General features: G+C 40.2%; 14 protein-coding genes and 1 tRNA gene. 5 read left to right on the top strand and 10 right to left on the bottom strand.

Annotated elements, in window-relative coordinates:
* Nucleotides 1-48 precede the first annotated feature (48 nt).
* The 4 genes from MSVAZ_RS02405 (at nt 49) to MSVAZ_RS02390 (ending at nt 4,365) form a co-directional block, all read left to right on the top strand.
* A complete protein-coding gene (locus MSVAZ_RS02405; RefSeq protein WP_048117587.1) occupies nt 49-1,857 on the top strand; it encodes an ABC transporter ATP-binding protein in 1,809 nt (602 codons plus the stop codon).
* A gap of 125 nt (nt 1,858-1,982) precedes the next feature.
* Nucleotides 1,983-2,876 (top strand): energy-coupling factor transporter transmembrane component T family protein, encoded by an 894-nt coding sequence (locus MSVAZ_RS02400; RefSeq protein WP_048117584.1) that lies wholly within the window; start codon nt 1,983-1,985, stop codon nt 2,874-2,876.
* Entirely contained in the window at nt 2,873-3,640 is a 768-nt protein-coding gene (locus MSVAZ_RS02395; protein ID WP_048117577.1) for an ABC transporter ATP-binding protein, read from the top strand. The genes MSVAZ_RS02400 and MSVAZ_RS02395 overlap by 4 nt, the downstream gene beginning before the upstream one ends.
* The gene (locus MSVAZ_RS02390; protein WP_084626047.1) at nt 3,637-4,365 is read left to right on the top strand and encodes an ABC transporter permease; all 729 of its coding nucleotides are present in this window, start codon (nt 3,637-3,639) and stop codon (nt 4,363-4,365) included. The genes MSVAZ_RS02395 and MSVAZ_RS02390 overlap by 4 nt, the downstream gene beginning before the upstream one ends.
* Nucleotides 4,366-4,804: 439 nt before the next feature.
* Here MSVAZ_RS02390 and MSVAZ_RS02385 read toward each other — a convergent pair whose 3' ends face one another.
* The 10 genes from MSVAZ_RS02385 to MSVAZ_RS02340 all read right to left on the bottom strand — a co-directional run bounded on the left by MSVAZ_RS02385 (nt 4,805) and on the right by MSVAZ_RS02340 (nt 17,817).
* Entirely contained in the window at nt 4,805-5,578 is a 774-nt protein-coding gene (locus tag MSVAZ_RS02385) for a formylmethanofuran dehydrogenase subunit C (RefSeq protein ID WP_048117572.1), read from the bottom strand.
* Nucleotide 5,579: 1 nt separating this feature from the next.
* Nucleotides 5,580-7,295, bottom strand: a complete 1,716-nt coding sequence (locus MSVAZ_RS02380; RefSeq protein WP_048117570.1) for a formylmethanofuran dehydrogenase subunit A — start codon at nt 7,293-7,295, stop codon at nt 5,580-5,582.
* Nucleotides 7,280-8,602, bottom strand: coding sequence for a formylmethanofuran dehydrogenase subunit B (locus MSVAZ_RS02375; protein WP_048117567.1), 1,323 nt, complete (start codon nt 8,600-8,602; stop codon nt 7,280-7,282). The genes MSVAZ_RS02380 and MSVAZ_RS02375 overlap by 16 nt, the downstream gene beginning before the upstream one ends.
* Nucleotides 8,603-8,671: 69 nt before the next feature.
* Nucleotides 8,672-9,055, bottom strand: a complete 384-nt coding sequence (locus MSVAZ_RS02370) for a molybdopterin dinucleotide binding domain-containing protein (RefSeq protein ID WP_048117564.1) — start codon at nt 9,053-9,055, stop codon at nt 8,672-8,674.
* 581 nt (nt 9,056-9,636) lie between these two features.
* A complete protein-coding gene (locus MSVAZ_RS02365) occupies nt 9,637-10,641 on the bottom strand; it encodes a phosphate signaling complex PhoU family protein (RefSeq protein ID WP_082091011.1) in 1,005 nt (334 codons plus the stop codon).
* A gap of 626 nt (nt 10,642-11,267) precedes the next feature.
* The gene (locus MSVAZ_RS02360; RefSeq protein ID WP_048117558.1) at nt 11,268-11,720 is read right to left on the bottom strand and encodes a hemerythrin domain-containing protein; all 453 of its coding nucleotides are present in this window, start codon (nt 11,718-11,720) and stop codon (nt 11,268-11,270) included.
* 593 nt (nt 11,721-12,313) lie between these two features.
* Nucleotides 12,314-13,366, bottom strand: a complete 1,053-nt coding sequence (locus MSVAZ_RS02355; RefSeq protein ID WP_156150935.1) for a hypothetical protein — start codon at nt 13,364-13,366, stop codon at nt 12,314-12,316.
* Between the two features lie 926 nt (nt 13,367-14,292).
* Nucleotides 14,293-14,403 (bottom strand) — tRNA-Met (locus MSVAZ_RS02350).
* A gap of 476 nt (nt 14,404-14,879) precedes the next feature.
* Complete coding sequence (locus MSVAZ_RS02345) at nt 14,880-15,638, bottom strand: hypothetical protein (RefSeq protein WP_156150934.1); 759 nt, start codon at nt 15,636-15,638, stop codon at nt 14,880-14,882.
* A 172-nt stretch (nt 15,639-15,810) separates the two neighbouring features.
* Nucleotides 15,811-17,817: an S-layer protein domain-containing protein gene (locus tag MSVAZ_RS02340; protein ID WP_048117553.1), complete on the bottom strand. Its 2,007-nt coding sequence runs from the start codon at nt 17,815-17,817 to the stop codon at nt 15,811-15,813.
* A gap of 1,188 nt (nt 17,818-19,005) precedes the next feature.
* Here MSVAZ_RS02340 and MSVAZ_RS02335 point away from each other — a divergent pair.
* Complete coding sequence (locus MSVAZ_RS02335) at nt 19,006-19,581, top strand: hypothetical protein (RefSeq protein ID WP_048117550.1); 576 nt, start codon at nt 19,006-19,008, stop codon at nt 19,579-19,581.
* The last annotated feature ends 230 nt before the right edge of the window (nt 19,582-19,811 follow it).

Below are 19,811 nucleotides of genomic sequence, written 5' to 3'. Positions count from 1 at the left end.
TTGAAAAGGTTTGTGGTTGTGGTACAGTAGGTTTGTGGTCGTGGTACAATGATAGAAATCAAAGACTTATGGTACACTTATCCAGGAAGATCGGAACCGACTTTAAAGGGAATTAACCTTAGAGTCGAAAAAGGAGAATTTGTCCTCCTCACAGGACCTACCGGATGTGGAAAAAGTACTTTATTAAAAACCTTAAATGGGATCATCCCCCATGAATCAGGGGGAATATTTTCAGGCAGTGTGAAAGTCAAAGGGATGGAAACCACTGAATCAAACCAGATGGAAATCTCGAAAGAAGTAGGCCTTGTGTTTCAGAACCCAGATGACCAGATCTTTTCTACAACTGTTGAAGACGAAGTAGCCTTTGGGCCTGAAAACCTCTGCTTCGAGAGAGAAGAAATTGATAGAAAAGTAAAAGAAGCCCTGCAAATCGTAGGGATGTCCGGCCACAGGCTGGATTCCACAAACTCACTTTCCGGAGGACAGAAACAGAGAATATGCATTGCAAGTATGCTTGCAATGGCGCCTGAAGTCCTTGCTATGGATGAACCTGTAAGCCAGATGGACCCCATGGGTACGCATGAAGTCCTTAATACGGTCAGAGAACTCAACAGGAAACTGAAAACGACTATTTTGCTGGTTGAGCATAGACTGCACGAGCTTGCACCCTTTGTAGACAGAATTGTCATAATGGACGACGGAAAAATAGTCTTTGATCAACCCGCCTCAAAAGCTTTTGATCATCTTGAAGTCTTTTACAGGCTTGGGCTAAGAATTCCAGAACCCGTAGAACTTTGCCATAGACTTGGAATCAAAGCCAGCCCTTTGAGTGTCAGCGGAGCTCTTGCTGTACTGGATAGGGAAAATTTTAAAGAAAATATCAGGAGGTCTCAACTCCCCTCAAATCCAGAAGAAAATACTGTAATCAAGAACAGTTCAAGGAAAGATTCCGTTGAAAATAATACTCATGGAAATAATGCTCACGAAAATAATACTCATGGAAATAATGCTCACGAAAATAATGCTTTTGAGAACAATGTTTCTGAAAACAATGCTTCGATTATTTCCATTCAGGATCTATGGTCAGGATATGAGAAAAACAAGATGGTATTGAAGGGAATAAATCTGGAAATCCGTAAAGGTGAGAGGGTTGCGATTATGGGCACAAACGGCTCGGGAAAATCAACCCTGCTTTTACACCTTGCAGCTATTCTCAAACCAGATAAAGGAAATGTGAAGGTTTTTGGGGAGGACACAAAGTCCAGAAACCCATACTCCTTTGCAGGCAAGGTAGGATTTGTGTTCCAGAACCCTGACCTTATGCTCTTCTGTGATTCAGCTGAGGAAGAAGCAAGGTTTGGACCTGTTCAATTAAAATACAGTAATATTGAGGAAAGGGTAAGAAACTCTCTTGAAGCCATGTCAATTCTGCCTCTCAGGCACGACCTCCCACAAGCCCTGAGCCGTGGACAAAGACTCAGGACAGCCGTTGCCTCGGTACTTTCCATAACTCCCGAACTTATTCTTCTTGATGAACCCACAACAGGGCAGGATAGAGTGAATATAGAACAGATGATGGACTTTTTCAAAAATAACAATTCGACACTGATTTTCTGCACACACGACATTGAGGTAGCCATGTCTTATGCTACAAGAATCCTCGTGATGAATGATGGGCAGATCATAGCAGACGGGAAAGGAAAAGAAGTTATAAAAGACACTGAAAGCCTCAGGAAAGCCTCGCTGACCCAGCCCCCGGTTGTTGAGATTGCAAATTATCTGGGAGTCAATGCCTTTTCAGTTAAAGAACTTGTAAAAACGCTGACCTCCAGAAGTGTTGAAGGGATAAAGTGTTGAAGTGTGCTGGATAATATAAGGCGTTGAAGTGTGCTGATAATATAAGGCGTTGAAGTGTGCTGATAATATAAGGCGTTGAAGTGTGCTGGATGATATAAAATGTTAAAGGGATACGGGATGATAGCATGATAGGTGCAAGATCAATTGCAGAACCGACAATTAAAGATACAGTTATTCACAGGATGGACCCAAGAGCTAAGATCCTTATCCTGATTTCCACTGTTTTTGTCGCTGTGTCCCTGGACAACCAGAAAACGATGTTATTGTTGTTTCTGCTCGTACTCTCAGGATTCGCACTTGCAAGAATGCCGGCAATAAAGATCAAGACACTTGTTATATTGCTCGTACTTTTGATCTGGGGAACTATTTACTCACAGTCTCTCTTTTATTCTCAACTACCGAGAACTGTGATTTTTACCATAATCAGTCCTAATTTTCCGGTTCTGGGCTGGTTGACAGGCGGCGGGCTGTTCGTGTATGAAGAAGGGCTACATCACGGCGCAGTTCAGGGCCTTAGATCGGCTTCAATCCTTTCTCTTGGACTGTTGATGTGCTGGACCACGGACTCAAGAGATATGTTAAATGGTTTGGTCGGACTCAGGGTTCCTTACAGCGTAGCTTTTATGGTGATCACAGCAGTAAGATTTTTACCAATAATAATCACTGAAGTAGCCACCGTGATAACAGTCCAGCGGCTCAGGGGATTTAATCCGAAAAAGTTCGGGTCAGGAATCATAAAAACATTACTCAATATATTAACCCCTACTCTTGCAAACTGTGTACGGAGAACCGGAACCCTTGCAGTTTCAATTCAGAGTCGGGCTTTTCGGGCAAACCTTGACAGGACATCTCTGAAAAAGCTAGAGTGTTCAGACATTGATAAGATAGCGGTTGCAGTCTGTGTTTTTGCAGCCATAAGTATTGTGATCATGAAGATTATTTACAATATGTATACAAGCGGGATTTATTACACTTCAGGTTTAAGGCCTGTTTATGCAATTGCAGGGGGATACCTGTGATAGAAATAAAAAAATTATCCAGATCCTTTGGAAACCTGGTTGCTGTGGATAATCTAGATCTCGAAGTTGAAAACGAGATCTTTGGCCTTCTCGGCCCTAATGGAGCAGGCAAGAGTACGACAGTTATGATGCTTACAACTTTACTAAAACCCAGCAGCGGTACTGCAAAAGTCTGTGGATACGATATAGTAAAAGAGTCAAAAAAAGTAAGGTCAAAGATAAGTTATGTCCCTCAGGATATGGCAGTTGACCGAAAACTCACAGGAAGGGAAAATGTACAGCTTTATGCAAAGCTCTATGGCATCCCTAATAGAAATTCAAAGGTAGATGAAGTGATTGAAATGATGGGGCTTTCAGATCGTGCCGGCGACCTTGTAGCAACATACTCCGGAGGAATGAGAAGGCGCCTTGAACTTGCCCAGGCGCTTGTGCACGAACCTGAGGTTCTGTTTCTGGATGAGCCGACCCTTGGACTAGATGTAAGCGGCAGAAAGAAGATATGGGAGCATATCAGGATGCTTAAGGCCGAAGGGATGACCATCTTCATGACTACGCATTACCTTGAAGAGGCAGAAAAATATTGCAACAGGGTTGCTATTATCGATAAAGGGCGAATCGCAGTTATTGGCTCTCCTGAAAATCTTACAAGTTCCATAGGGGAACATGCCTCCCTTAATGACGTTTTTCTTGAAAACGTTAAAACCCCTGAAGAGCAGGTAGGGTTTAATTCGACCCAGTTTAGAAACCTTCTGAGGCGAAGATGATGAAAGCAGTATACTACTATTTTGAGAGGGATCTTGTAAAATGGCTAAGAGGAAGGGTTACCGTTATTTCTTCCCTGGTAATGCCTGCAGCCTGGTTGGTATTTGTAGGGCTGGCCCTGCCTACGAAGTTCACTGATAATTATCTCGAATATATAACCCCTGGCATTCTTGTCATGACTATGCTTTTTTCTTCCCTGCAGGGAGGATCTCTTATGATTTTCGACAAGATATTGGGTTTTTTGAATAAGTTCCTTGCCATGCCCTCGCCACGAGAAAGCATGCTTTATGGAAAAATCTTATTTATCAGCGTAAGAGGCTTGATGCAGGCAACTGTGATACTCATAATAGCTACTCTTCTTGGGATAAGGATATTGAACCCTGTGCAGTTAATGTTAATATATTTCACACTGTTTTTGTTTTCAGTATTTTTTTCTGCTCTCTCAACTATGATAGGAATGTACTTAAGTGACCATGACAGCTATGCAGCTGTTAACAGCATGATCAGCATGCCTTTATTCTTCACCAGCAGTGCACTTATGCCCTATGACGTCATGCCTGCATGGTTGAGGTTTCTGGCCAGGCTCAATCCGGTAAGTTATGCAATAGACAGTACAAGAACTCTGTTTGAAGGAGGAATACCTGTTCATGGGCTTATAAGCCTGGTCATCGGGGCCGGAGTTATGGTACTTCTCGGGACGTATCAGTTCAGGAAGGCATTTGTGTAAAAAAGGGATTTGTGTGAAAAAAGGATTTGTGTGAAAAATGGATATGATGTTCTTTGAATAAGCGGTACAAACAGATGAAAGTACTTGCAGATTAACATGACTTTCATGCTAAGAAAAAGAACATGAGATTTATAGAATAACAGGCACAAATAATGGAAAGTACTTGAAAGCACTTTTTATGCCTAGGACTTACGCACTTGAGGAACAAAATCAATTACGACAAAGACTGTGGACTAAAGTAATGTTTTAGACAGTTGACGCTCTAATGCTGTTGATTCTTCAGTTCAACTGCGTAAGTCCTAATGCCAATGAATAAAAACTGAGTGAACGTTGTATCAAAAGCTGGGTAAATTTAAACCAGCTAATCTTCATAACCTAACTGATAAATAAAAATAAGCGCGTTCTTCACGCGCCTTTCTTTCTCTAAATTTCATTCTACTTAATGACTTTCACATTGTTTCATAAGGAGCATGCCTTTGCCGCTGACGTTGACATCTCCTGCGAACCGCTGGTAGAGAACGCCATCCACTTCTTCGGTCCCTTCCTCTACATAGGAGGGCAGCAAATCCTTAACTTTGCCTTTTATGATGACAGTGCCTTTTTTCATTTCGCTTGCAGGCATTTCGGTGCTGCCTTCGATGATGATCGTCCCACCGTTGTTCAGGATTGCTGGAAGGAGCCCAGCATTGCCCAGTACATGGATTTCTCCTCCGCACATGTGTTCTCCCAGAAAGTCCCTGACATTTCCGTTGACTGTGATTTTACCTCCCTTCATGCCACAGGCTTCTCCCCGGTAGCCGCCGCCTACATAATAGCCGCCGTTTCCATTAAGGATTATTTCTCCCCCTTTCATTTCACAGCCGAGCCAGCTATCTGCATCTCCGTTGATCGTGATCTTTCCGCCTTTCATATTAGAGCCACAGTGCATATCCACATTCCCATTAATTTCGATTTCACCGGTGCTCATACCCTGTCCAATGCGCTTTACTCTGGAGGCATCACCGTTGATCACAATTTTTGTGTTTTCTGCGCTGTCCTTGCCTTCAACTTTTACATTGAATAGCTCGCTAAGAGGGCACTGCATATTTCCATACCAGACCTGGACAGCTTTGATTTCGTCCTCCGTTTTTCCGGCAAAGTTGTCCGGGTTTACGGTATCAGCTACGATAGGGATTTTATTCTGTGCTTTTAAGGAAAGAGTAATTATCTGCATTTTAGAATCCCTCCGTTGCGATTTCAACAGGTTTTGGGACGTATGCATCCTCTACCATGTAGTTGGACTTGCTCACAGTATAATATTTCTGGAACTTCACGTCAAGGTCTTCATGCATTGCGCTTTCAATATCTGACGGAACCTTTGCATTTACCCAGTAAGTCCTCCCCATGGGTGTGTTTTCAATATTTCCGCCCTTAACAACGATTGTTCCTCCCTTAATGGTATAAGCCGTAGCACTGAAGGCTTTCTTTACTTTTTCATGCTCTACGGAGGGATCAATTGCATCCGGTAAAATGTCATATATGGCAATGTCTGCATCAGCTCCTACTGCAAGGTTTCCTTTCTCAGGCCTGCTGTAAATCCTAGACTGAGTGCTTCTGGTCATGGTTGCCAGTTCATAAAAACTTAGTTCCCTATCGAGGCCAGGCAAAACCATTCTGCCAAGGGCCATCTCCGGAAAGCCCGAAATGATCTCCTGCCTCTTCTTTTCACTCATAAGGTAGGTGTATGCTTCAGGATAGTTAACAAAAGATCCTCCGTTAGGGCTATCCGTTGTGAACATGACCTTCCACGGATCTTTTACAAGCAGGGCCAGTTCAATCCCTATTGCCCACTGGACTGCATTTACAAAGCTCTTTGGGGAATATACAAGTGGCACCACTCCGGATGCGTCTTCCAGCTCCACATCCTGGTTGCTCCATTTCTCCTTTAACATCCTTGAGTTTGCGTATTCAACCGGGCCGTCGGCAGTCATGGTAACGGCAGGCCCGAAAATGAGCTGCCCGAGATCAAAAGTCAGGTGATTAACTCCGTTCACGTAGTCTGCAATCATTGGAGCTCCGGTCTCAAAGTCACGCCAGGAAGTGCCGGCATAGGCATTAAACTGGACATGAGTTACGTGCAGACTCTGCCTGTTGCACCTGGGTTTCACTTTCTCAAAAAGCTTCATAGTCTCGATGGTAGTCTTATAATTTCCAGGGTGCCCCAGATTGTTACAGTGAACATGAACTGAATGAGGAAGACCCAGTTTTTCATTTGCCTCTCCCAGGCCCAGCAGAATTTCTGCAGGGGTTACATCAAAGTTAGGCACGGGGTCATAGAGCCCGCTAACATTCTTGCCCCAGCCCCATGCTTCTCCGCCACCTGCATTTACAATCTTTATGCCGTAACCTCTAGAGGCTTTCAGACCCCAGGCAATGTAAGCTGCAAGTTTTTCGGGCTCTTTGTCCCGGATATATTCCATAACCTGCCAGTTGCTCCCAAAGAGAGTGAGCCCCATTTTGTCCAGAATTGGGATTTCTTTAAATTCCTCGTGGGTATGCCTTGCTGTAAGAGGAGGCATTGCAGCCTCGCATATAGTGGTGTAACCCAGTTTTGCATACCTGTACCCGATTGCATAAGTGTTGGGGGTGTTGTACCCTACCTGAGCCCTGGTCTTTTCAGTGTGTGGCTCAAACCCAGAGAGGCCCGGGACCAGATTTCTTCTGGCATCGTTAGGGTTCATCGATCGTCCCACATTGATTTTGCCAGCGCTGTGAGTATGCCCGTCAAAGCCTCCTGCCATCGTGAGTCTGCCTTCAGCATCGATAACCTTTGCATTTGAGGAAACGCTTTCTACGATCTTGCCGTCTTTTATGCACAGGTCCATTTTTTCACAGTTTATTCCCTGAATCGGGTCGCAGACAACTGCATTTTCAATCAATAACTCTGACATGTTCCTTCACCTCGCTTCAGTTCTCTTACTTTTGCAATCAGGTCCTTTAAGATCTCTTCATCGGTTTTGAACCTGGTATCGATAAGTTTCTTCATCCTGATTGGGATTGCATCCATACGGTAGGCTGTGCCTTCGGCTTCAATACCCACGACTGCTGCAGGGATCACTACATCGGCAAGTTCAGTTGTTGGGTTTGGATAAGGGTCAATTTGAATCAGGGGAATTCTGGCAAGGTGCCGGACTGCCTTTTGTGGGAAGTGTGCTCCTGGGTCCGCAGCTCCGACAATTGCCGCATCAACCTCTTCCCTGACAAGAACGTCGTTTGCCCCCGTCTCTCCAGGATTGTAGTAGGGATAACCTTTTGAAAAGTCAATTGCCATCGGATAACCGGTCTCCCAGGTTGCGACTTCCCCGAAACCTGATACATTATAATGACCTCTCATTCCCATCATGATAGCTTTTGTGTGCTGGGTCAGGTCTGAGATAAGGGAAGATACTGCATCACCATTCTTGTATTTGGAACGGGATTGTGTTATGCCCATGCCGAATAAAATGGAGACAAAACTGGAGTTTTTCATGAGTTCGGCAAGTTCTAGAATTTCGGTTTTTGAAACTCCGGCCACGTTTTTCGGAATAGCAGTTTCATGCCCATTGATTGCTGAGCGAAGTGCTGTTACCAGCAGGAGGTCCGAACCCTGTTCTATTTCAATATATTTATCGGCACGTTTTGCAGTATCGGTTTTTCGCACGTCGATTACCACCATCTTCCGGTCTTTTCGCCCATTTGGAGTAAAAAAGCCCCTGGAAAAGCTTGAATAGCGGGTCATGTGGCGAGGGTGGGCATGTATCGGGTTGCAGCCCCAGAAGATGATCAGGTCTGATCTGTTTTTGATCTCTCCAAGAGTTGCTCCAGGATTTCCTTTTTCCTGAGTAGCAAGGGCTGAAGGGCCATGGCAAACGTTAGCAGTCGAGTCAATCACGGACCCGGTCTCCTCAGCTAACTGGATCGCTTTGCTTATCGCTTCGCAGGAGGTGGAGCACCAACCGTAAGAAAGAGTCCTTCTTGAGTTTGCCAGGATCCTTGCAGCAGTATCGATTGCCTCCTCGTATGTTACTTCGACGAGTTCCCCGTCTTTTCTAATCATGGGTGTTTTGATTCGATCATGAGTCTGTACTCCAACGGTCTTACTGTGGCCGAGAATGCAGGCATTCCTTACACCCGTTATTTTGTTATCCTCAACTGTGACTGATATATCATCGCAGAGACATCCGCAAAGAGAACATACTGCGTCTTTGATTATGGGCATATTTTTCCTCCGAATTTTTCAAGTTTCTCCGGATTTGAGTGAAAATGTGAACTACTTGTTTTCTGGACTTTAGTTTTCCAGATACTTCTTCATCAGGGACTTCATGTCCAGGGGCATTTTATCCGTAATTTCAATTTCTGCAGGCACACCTTTTAAACCGGGCATTCCGCAACCGTGAGTATCAGGATTTAGCACTGCGTTTGCCCAGGGGCCCATCGGAATAAAAGCAAGCCCTTTTGGGTTTCCATCGTTTGCTTTTGCAAATACCACAACGTCTCCAAACTCGGATGTGACTTTCAGGCTGTTTCCTTCGGATGCCCCCAATTTTTCAAGATCTACTGCGTTAAGCTCGCAGTAACTGCAGGCTTCAAAATAAGCTTTATATGTCTTTGCTTCCAGATTTGCACCCTGTTTGGCAGTTCTTCCGGATATGAGATTGACTTTTATTTTCATGGGAATTCCTCATCTGGGATTAATCAAGTTCAGTAAGCGGGGTCACTTATGTGAAATATCAAAATCGTTTTCTATATAGCAGTTATTTGAGTTCCAAATTCAGACTTTTAGTTAAGTTGATAATTAATCTGAATTCCTTCATTATCTTGAGATGAAAGCATAGAATCGCGTTCTTGTGGTCAATTTTTCAGTGATCGAACGAAGTTACATTTTTATTTTTGGTTTATTATATGAGTTAATATCCTAGCTATATTTTAACAAACGACTTATTATATAATACCGATATGTCCAGCTAGACATAATGAATTTTTAACGTCAGCTTGGATTCCTAAGCTCAGAACTCTGATTTTCCTATGAATCTTCCAGTTAGAAAAATAGTTAACAAGCGCATAATAATCAGAATTAAGGTTTCGCCAAAACTGACAAAAATGCGTTAAATGTAAAAAAGAATCTAAAATTGCTTATTTGATCAAAAAAATTATATATAGTGCCTTAAAAATTGCACCATTAAATGCCGCTGAGTACAAAATAGAGTATATAAGTTATATGAAAAAAGAAATAAAAGTCCAAACCGTTGAGGTTCAGACCCGCTTAATGTTCATATTGATTGCAACTTCTGCAATGTCAGCACTGTATTCCGAGACCCTTCTAAGGCTTTCCAGGATCATGCTAAGTTCAATATTACCTGGACCTTCGCAGTTCTGTGGTTCCAGAGAAACCCCGAACTGGGAAGCTTTCTTCGCTTCTACGACGATTTTATTAATAGCCTGCGGATCTTCCTCGGCCATTGAGCCTATTGAGCTTTCAAAAACCTTGCAGGAGAGGTCAGCCATCTTAAAGATAGGGTCATCAGCATTGACTCCGGAGTCCATTTTCATGACACTTTTTGCTATCTTTACAGCGTGATCTCCTACACGCTCGATGCTTTTCGTAATAAGTCTGTATCCCAAACATTCTCTGGGATGCCTGATTCCAATCTTTTCAGAGAGCTCGATATCTTCAATTGAAGCCTTGAGCTGGCGGACAGCAAGAAGATAAAAGCGATCCACATCGTCATCTCTCTGAACGACATCTTCAGCGATCTCCACATTATGGTCCCTGAGAGCAGTCATGGAGTCTTCAAGCATGGAAAGCACAAGTCCATACATGTTTCTAATTACTCTGGTAAGTGGAAGGTCATTGTAGTTCAGAAGGCACTGGAAGACCAGCTCGTTTCTAGACTCTTCTATAAGTTCAAGCCCTATCAGCTTCTGACGCACGGAATCTTTGATGAACTTGCGATCATAGGCACTAAAACCTTTTTTGGTAGTCAGTCTGATAACATCATAGCCCACAAGATAATGAGAAATAAGAATCCTGAGATTATTTTCTGCACTGTCGGAGTGAATATAATCGATAGTTGCATTAAGGGAGGAGTGTTCCTTTGAAACCGCACTGGAAGAAACAAGCAGAGTTTTATTAGGCATGGGTGTGAGTGTAAGGGTGTCTCCGGCCTCAAGCCCTATATCCCGGACCCATTTTATGGGGAGGGACACAATATAGGTTGAATTTCCGGTAAACTGAACTTTTCTTTTATCTTTGGTGATAAATAAACCCCCTAGGGCATTCTAATAATTATTAAAGGAACTATATAGAGAAAAGTAATATATAAAGGTATCTTGGAAATAGAACACTAAAAATAGAAACAAAACATGATAGCTATGTCTAATTATGGTATATAGGATCAGTTATCGAATTATAGAAAAACATAGAGTTACAGTGAAAATACGATATAAAAGTATATAAAACTAGTTTTCTGAAAGGTATTTTTTTCCGCAAAACTCTTTTGCAACAGTCACAAGATAATTCGGTAAATACTATATTAATCACCTTCGAGTAAAGAACAAAATAACTAATTAATAAGAGATTAGAAAAGCAAGTAGGATAAAAAACACACATGAAATTCTTCGAATAACAGGCACAAAAAAATGAAAGTACTTGAAAGAACTTTCATGATAAACGCACATGAAATTTTCCAAATAGCAGGCACAAAAAACGAAAGTACTTGAAAGAACTTTCATGATAAATAAAAAATAATTATTAAGAGATCAGGGGAGTAAGGAGTATAAGAAATAAAGAAAAAAGGTTAAAGAGATATCAGACAAGCAAAAAAGATAAAAAAAGAGAACAAATTAACAAGAAATTGGCCTCAAGTACAATATCTGATATTTTGTTATACAAAGGGTCCCCCAGTCTCTATTCTGTTCATGTAACTCCTTTTGAACTCAATGTATTGTTGAGCCATCTCTTCTGCCTTCTCCTGGCTCAGGATATTTCGGGCTTTTTCAAAAACCTTACTTTCCTCTTCTTCAATGTGATGCTCTATGCTTTGTTTCAGTTCATTGATTTTAGAGGCCCATTTTTCATTAATCTCGTCCATTCCTTCTATTTCAAAGATCAGGGTTTTTGCCTCATCGTGTTCCTTATGAGCTTGACTCATAAGCTCACGTAATTCATTTATTTCTTCAAGCACAGGATAGAAGATTCTCTCTTCTCCCATCATATGAGGATCAGCTTTAAGCTTTACTTTAAAAAAACTTACCTTTGAGCCATCCTGCAATGCTTGCCGGAGAAGGTCAGACATCTGCTCATGCTCTTCTTTAAGAATATCATAAATGGTTTCCATAATTTCCCCCTGTATTTAGTGTATGAAGATATATTCAAAAGTATAAATAAGTAATTAATAAAAGAATACATAAAAGCATGATTGGATAGAAATTCAGATTTATGAGAACTAAGGTTTCCCCAAAGGCTTCTTTTTTAAGTAACTCAGTTGTAGATTATACAGAAATAGAGTATACATAGTAAGGTTATGTATATAGCTAAAGAAACAATACGTCAATAAAGAGAAGCTAATAAGATTGTTAAAAGCAAACAATTTAAATATGTGTTTTTTAAAAGTGCATATATATATATTAAGTGTTTTTAAAAGTAAATTGCTTAAAGTAAATGATTCAAAAGTAGGGATTTTTTTATACCTCTTCAGATACTATTCAGATAGCACTTCACATTCCGGAAAAATATCACCCTTTTCCAGCCATGCCGTCTCACCTGTCCTATAGCAGGAATGAAAGTCTGAATTTTCAACTTTTTGTGTCCACTTTGTGAGGTTTCCATTCCTGGATCATATCTTCAGAGATTATGAGCAAAACCGGTTTTTACTTCCCAACTTTGTATTTGAACACGCTAAGAATTCCATCCTTTTCAAGAGAAGCAGCCTTAATTTTCCCCAGATTTTGAATTCCTTTGTTTATTTATCATACAAAAATTATTTAGGTATACCTGGTTATTTGTGATCGCTTTTAGGCGGTCTTCAAATGTGCCCATCCAGATGGCAAATTTTTTCTGGTTATTTTCTATGTTTTTCATTATTTCTTTGTTTTCATTAGAAAGTTTATTTGTGTATTCTGTAATTTCATTTTTGTTATTTTTCATTTTCATTTGGAGTTTGGACTCAACTTCTGTATTTGGGCAGGTATTTGAAGAATCTTGAATTAAAGGATCTTTTGTTGATACCTCTTTGAATGGGCTTTTAATTTCACTTTTCAATTTTTTTACTTGCTCTAAACACTCTTTTCCATCTACAGGATACGTATAGTCTAATACTGCTTGCAATGAAGAGTCCATCGCATTCAGTGTATTAAATTTTTTTTGGTTTTCTTCAAATAAGTTCATTTGTTTTGTGATTTTTTCCATCCATTTACAAAAATTTTCTTGATTATTTTGTATGCTTTCAATTATCTTTCTATTTTCAGAAACCATTTCTTTAGTTTTATTTTTAATTTCTTCTTTATCATTGTCCATTGATTCTTCAATATTGTGCTGTTTTGATAATCCTTCCATAAACATAAGCGCTACATAGCGCCTTGTGTAAAGATAACCACCTAGAAAACCACTAACTGAGAAAATAATTAGTAGTAAAACTCCAACTATACCACTACCATGAAAATTTAATGTGCCTTCAATAAAATCTTCGAATTTACTTAAGATACCTGGTAGTTTACTTAACTGGGCTAGTCCAACACCAATTAGGATTTTTAATAACCAGTCGGAGATTTGATCAAGATTTGAATTATCCCCATACATATTAGAATAAATTGAGGTATTCTCTGATATGACACGTGGTAGCCCAAAGACGAAACCTACCAATAAACCACATAATAAGGAAGCAAGAGAAATGAGTGCAAATACTCCTAAGGGATATAAGTTACCTACCAAGTGATCTAAATTAGAATTTCCTATGTTTATTTTGTTTTGTATGACTACTGCCAATGTAATCAAAAAAACGGATAAATAAATAATTATATTCAATGGCAATTCAGATTCGATCTTTTTTATCTTCGATGATATTTCAGACTTTATCTTCTCAGAATTCATATTAAACTTCCCTTTTGGCGTAAATTATAGATTTTAAGCTCATAAAAACCAATTTTACTTTTCCGTCAATAAAAGTTTCATACTTTTTTCATTATCGAGAGTCTGATTTGTCTTTTGAATAGTGAGCTTCAATTTTGAGTTTTATTAACTCATAACTAATATATCCAGAATTATTAACAAAGTATATTTGCATAGAACTTTATAACTTGAACATTGATAAGTATTTTAAATAAGGATATTATGTTATACATTATTTTCGGCAGTGTGCCAATTTTTCTGTAAAATCATGAATCTCAAGAAGGTATTGAGTAGAAATTTCATATTGGCAGATCAATTATCGGCATAGTACGCAAAAATTTGACTTCAAATTTACAGCAAATTTGAGACACTGCCTTATTTCTAGATAGCCCACAATAGAACCCTTAAAAATAGACCACTTTTCTATTTTTACGTAATACACAAGTAAGAAATTGTATTACAACACTCAAGTATACTAGCGTCTAAGCAATTTAGTTATGAATCAGTAGAATTAAGAAAAGAACTACTTAAGAAGTGTTATATATAAATTAACGGATCATAATTAAATTGCCATGACACTATTATTTAGAATCAAAAACAGGGAAGCTAAGACTTTATTATATCTGAATTTTAACCGTTAAAACGTTCCATTTTTGATTTTTCGGATAGGTTCTTACTATTTCGTTACTACCTTGAAAAATAATGAACCTCAGGCAACACAGTTTCAAAGAACGAGAACATTATCACGAAAACTGAAGATGCATAAAAAATGAGTTAAGAATGCTATGAACAAAAAAATTAGGTGCCCGGAGCGTGACTCGAACACGCGACCTCCAGATATCTCAGGAGATTAAAGACGCCTCATATAATTGTCCCTATGAGTCTGGCGCCCCAACCATCTAGGCTATCCGGGCTTGCAACACACAAATGTACAAAGATATATTAAAGGCTAACGATCGGAATACCGAAAAACCGGATTTTTTCGTAAAGATATAGACAAAAAAGTTGTCTGAAAGTCAGAGATCCTGAAAGAATAGCACTGTCAGAAATCGACAGGGAACTGGATTTCTACGAACTCGCCGCGACGACCAGAAGCGCCAGTTTAAGGATATAGAAGAGTGATACGGTCATCATTAAAGGTGAGGTATTCATTATTTACTATCCGACAAATCAGAAGAAACCGAATAAGTTGAAAAAGTTATCCGCCGAAAGTTAATTGGCGATATTAACATCGGCGGAAAAGGGGTACTTTCAAAATAAAAATTGCTCTCTGAGTAGTTATATCATTAAAATCCTCAAAATCAATTTAATGGGTAGATATAAATCTTAAAAAATTAAAAAAGAATTAAAAAAAAGAAAAGATAAAAAAGGTTTTACTCTTTTAAAAATATCAGTATCCTGTGGCTTCTGCTAGCTGCTTGACCAGAGAATCATCAGCAGTACTTCCGGTAACCACAAATACATGGTTTTCATTGCTCCAGATATAGGTATATCTGGGAACCTCGGTTCCTCCGGCTGTGACGTAGTCTGCAATTCTTACAGCTGAATGCCCATTAAATGACTCATCGACAAAACGGGAACCTTCTGTTAATGGCTTGAAAGAAGATTTGTATGCATCTATTAGATTAGTTGTAGCCTCAGAATTCTCAAGCTCGATTACATCTATGTAGAAGTCGGACTCATTGTATTTGTACATGCCTTCCGACCCTCCGACGACTTCTGAAACATTATCTGCGTTGTAATCGATTTTGATATCAGCTGCATTAAGAGAGACATGCCCAACATATGTGAAACCTTCGGGAAGTGTTTCAAGTTTGCTAATGTCAGCCGCATTTTCAGCGGAATTTGTATTTGTACTTGATCCCGAGTTACTCGAATCTGTTCCACTACCTGAAGGCTTGTTAACCTCGCTAGTGTTAGCTGTACTATCAGCAGAACCTACATTCGCTCCTGAGTTACTTGGTTCTGTTACATTAACTGCAGACTCATTAAGCTCGCTAACGTTAGCCGTACTTTCGGCAGGATTGACATTTTCTCCCGAGCTATTGGGCTCTGTTCCATTAACTGCGGATTTATTGTCGCCAACACATCCTGAAAATGCGACCATTAAAACCACAAGTGCAGATATTAAAGCCACCATTTTTTTCATAAGCTTCACCTAAAATCTGTATAATCCTGGAAATAACTACAAGTTTAAACCGGGATTTCAAAGTTGAAAGATCGCTTGAATTAAGAAACAAGTAGATAAAAAGTTATCTGCAAAAGGAATTTAAAAAAGAATTAAAAGAGAGAAGGGTTAGAAAACCCTTCAATCAGAAATTTTAGTTGTTTCTCCTGACGAGGTAGACAACTCCAAGGAGTCCGACAAGTCCAAGAACAACTCCAAATCCTGGGGAGTCTTCTTTTTCTTCACCGGTTGCGTTAGTAGCTTCGGTTGGTTCTTCTGGAGTAGTCGCTTCCGGAGTGGTTGCGTTCAAATCTTCCGGAGTTTCAGGGGTTGTTACATTGTCAGTAGGTGTGGTTACATTCTCACCAACGGTTACGTTGCCACCTACACTTGGTCCAGTTACATTGGTGGTTTCGTTACCGGCAGTCCTCTCGACGAATGGGTAGTACCTGAGGTCGGATGCTGAAGTGTCTGCGATCTTGAAGGACATGCCCTCAGCAATTTCCTGATCGGAATCTCTGGTCAGGGTGAAGGTGTCTGAATTGCTGATCTTGAGGGTGTCACCGCTAATGGAAACATCGTCAAGCTCGCCAAACTCATCATCAGATTCAATCTTCATGGCGTTTGCGTAGTCAATGAGCCAGATACCTTCGATCTGAGCAATGCTGTCGACTGCACCCTGGAAGACCTGGTTGACATGGACTTTCAGGACAACAACATCATCTTCATCCTGGATGTCATCAAGTTCGACGTCCCAGGTGCTGTCACCGGTTCCAACATCGATGATTTCGTCATCTACATATTCTCCGTCCTTGTCGAATTCGAGCCAGACTTTCTCACCGTCAACATCGACCTGCTTAGCCTGGAGAGAGTAGCCCTGTCCGAGGTCAAGGGTTTCGCCGGTTCTAACGGTGTACTTGTCATCGCTGTCAAGAACAAGCTTGGCAAGTTTGTCAGCACTGTTGGATTTCAATGGGATGTATTCCTCTGCAAAGAAACCAATAACTGGATACTGTTCCCAGCCAAGGTCTTCGTTTTCGTACTCGTAGGCAACTTCCTTAATGGAGGTCTGGTAGACAAGGCCGCCATCTCCAATTACATTGCCGTCAAGGTCAGAGACACTGAGGCTTTCTGTTTCAACATTGTCATTAAGGTCGTAGTAGAAACCTGCAAAGTTGCTTGCGTCCCAGCTAGCTTCTCCGGAGGCAACACTACCTCTTACTTCATAGGTTCCGGGTTCAGTGATTTCCTTTGCGAGATAGAACCTGAGCACATTGCTTGGAGTGTCCGCAACTTTGAAAGACAGGCCTTCAGCGAGTTCATTTATGGAGTCCCTGGTCAGAGTGAAAGAATCTTCATTGGTAATGTTAAGGGTATCACCGTTAATGGAAACATCGTCGAGGTCGCCGAACTCATCATCAGATTCGATCTTTATGGCGTTTGCGTAGTCAATGAGCCAGATACCTTCGATCTGAGCAATGCTGTCGACTGCACCCTGGAAGACCTGGTTTACATGGACTTTCAGGACAACAACATCATCTTCATCCTGGATGTCATCAAGTTCGACGTCCCAGGTGCTGTCACCGGTTCCAACATCGATGATTTCGTCATCTACGTATTCTCCGTCCTTGTCGAATTCGAGCCAGACTTTCTCACCGTCAACATCGACCTGCTTGGCCTGGAGAGAGTAGCCCTGTCCGAGGTCAAGGGTTTCGCCGGTTCTAACGGTGTACTTGTCATCGCTGTCAAGAACAAGCTTGGCGAGTTTGTCAGCACTGTTGGATTTCAGTGGGATATACTTGTCTGCAAAGAAACCAAGTAAGCTGTAGTTGTCCCAGCCGAGGCTTGGCTTTTCATATTCGTAGTCAACTTTCTGGATCGTGGTAGAGTATACAATTCCACCCTCTCCAATTACATTGCCACTGTTTCCACTGACATTTTTAATGGAAAGAGTTTCAGTTGTGACGTTATCGTCAATATCGTAGTAGAATGCTGCGAATTGAGTAGCATCAATTGTAACACCATCGCCGACAATGTCGTCGATATTAGAGCCGTTAAACACCGGACCGCGGATCTCAACTGAGTCTGCTGCACTTGCGGCGGATGCAAATACAGTCAGAAGCATGAGAGCAGCCAGTGTCACTGCTGCGAATCTCTTCATTTATTGTTCCTCCATGTTTGTTAAGATACATCGTATGTAAGAAGAAGTGTCGGGATCAACACTTTAAGGGTTTCACCATTCTTCACCAACTCAGACTTTTAAATTTCGTCTATTGCCGAAGAGGATTTCATTCCCTCCTTATCCCTCTAAATTGGATTACAAGTGTTCTATAAAATAATTGCCCTATTAAATCTTTTGTGGTCTATTTCAGGGAAATTAAAGAGGAAAAGCGCAAAACAACGATACAAATGACGGTAAATGTCGAAAGAACTCAGGTAGTATATTCGTCAGGAGTTAAATTAAAAGATAAATTCGAAATACTTATAAAAGACTATGGAAAAAAGATAATTAATACATAGAAACTCTTAAGCTAAACAATTTTATATTATAATAATAGGACCCTACGCACCTGAGGAACAAACTCAATTACGGCAAAGACTGTGGATTAAAGTCGTATTTTAGACAGTAAACAGTTTGATGCTGTTGATTTATTAGTTCAACCGAGTAAGTCATAACTAATTTCAAAAATCCACCAGGCAAGCTTATCCTGCACTACTTTTAAAGTTACTGTCTTTCCGCAGATCTCCACTCAAAAGTAGTATTTTTCACAATTTATTCCCATCAACCTTATTATCGTATCCTCTTCAAATTCAATGGAGAATATCCCAACTTGAGAAATGTGCAACAATTTAATCGTATAATTATAAAATTGAACGCATTGTTTGACATTGTTTTTAGACTTGATTAAATACTTAAATTTTCAGCAAATACATGAAATTTACTTATATCTATACAATTTGAAGAGGATACAAATCTGCACAAATTACTAAAGATTAAGCCTGAGGAATTCAATATAAGAATGCACTTAAAAATTTGGAAAAGATCTAATGCAATTTTTAAATAACTTTAAATATTTATAGTAAGCGCTTTTTGTGATTTATATAAAAATGTTTAAAACCCTTATATAAGTTACTTGCAAGAGAAAAAATAGAATCATATTAGAAATTGACGATATAAATCGAGAAATATAAAAAACGTTATATGATATAGGCGAATTTAAAAGAAGGCAAAAAAGCCTGACACATTATTAATATAAGAAGAGACTAAATAAAATTGAGAAATTCAATAAGATCATACCTGTAATCCAGTAATATAACATAGGTCTAAAAACACGAAGGGGAATTCATTGTGGAATGTAAAACTGTTATTCAGGACGTCATATGCACGATAAAAGCCATGAAAGGTGTGGAAGATACGTATGTCTTGAGTGAAGAAGACAAAGAAAGTATTTTTGAGCTTGAGAAAAAGGCTGAAGGAGCTGTCCTTATGGGGCTTGGTGTCGGAGACAATCAGGGAATAAAAGAAGTCTTCAAACGCCAGGTAATCATAGCCTTTACAACTAATATGAACTATGTCTGGCCTGAAGGACCCAATGTAGTACTTATGCAATATGGAGAAAAAGTTGGTGAGGATGTTTACGATCCCGAGAAACTTGAAGAGTGTAAAAAATGTAACGATATGCTGGTTATGGGAAACTTTGTAATTTACAAGAGCTCCGTGCCTAAGCCAAAAGATGCAAAGAAAGAACCCATAACTGTAGTACTTCCACCCCAGAAATGCCAGGATTTGGAATGTGTAGAAGGTGTGACCAATGTTGTACTTGCATCTCCATCTACTCCATCAGATGAGTATATCAGGTCTATAATGGGTCTCAAACCGGCAGCCGGACTCGGGACCTTCATTATTGGCTTTGATCTTTGTTAAGCAATCGGTCGTAAAAACTTATGGATTAAAAATGAAGCAGGCTCTGCACAGCAAATACTGGATTGCCTTCATGCCCGCACTAAGCAGATAGCTAATCCTGAAACCAATAAAATTATTATATCATGTGAGTACATCAATGTGGGTACATCAGTGTGAGTACATCAGTGTGAGTACATCAATGTGAGTACATCAATGTGAGTTTTCAAACCCACTTCGTAATCCGAAGCTCC

It is taken from the genome of Methanosarcina vacuolata Z-761 (assembly GCF_000969905.1).
Classification (GTDB): Archaea; Halobacteriota; Methanosarcinia; order Methanosarcinales; family Methanosarcinaceae; genus Methanosarcina; species Methanosarcina vacuolata.
The sequence above is the reverse complement of the archived record's forward strand: the minus strand, read 5'-3'. Positions and strand labels throughout refer to the sequence as shown.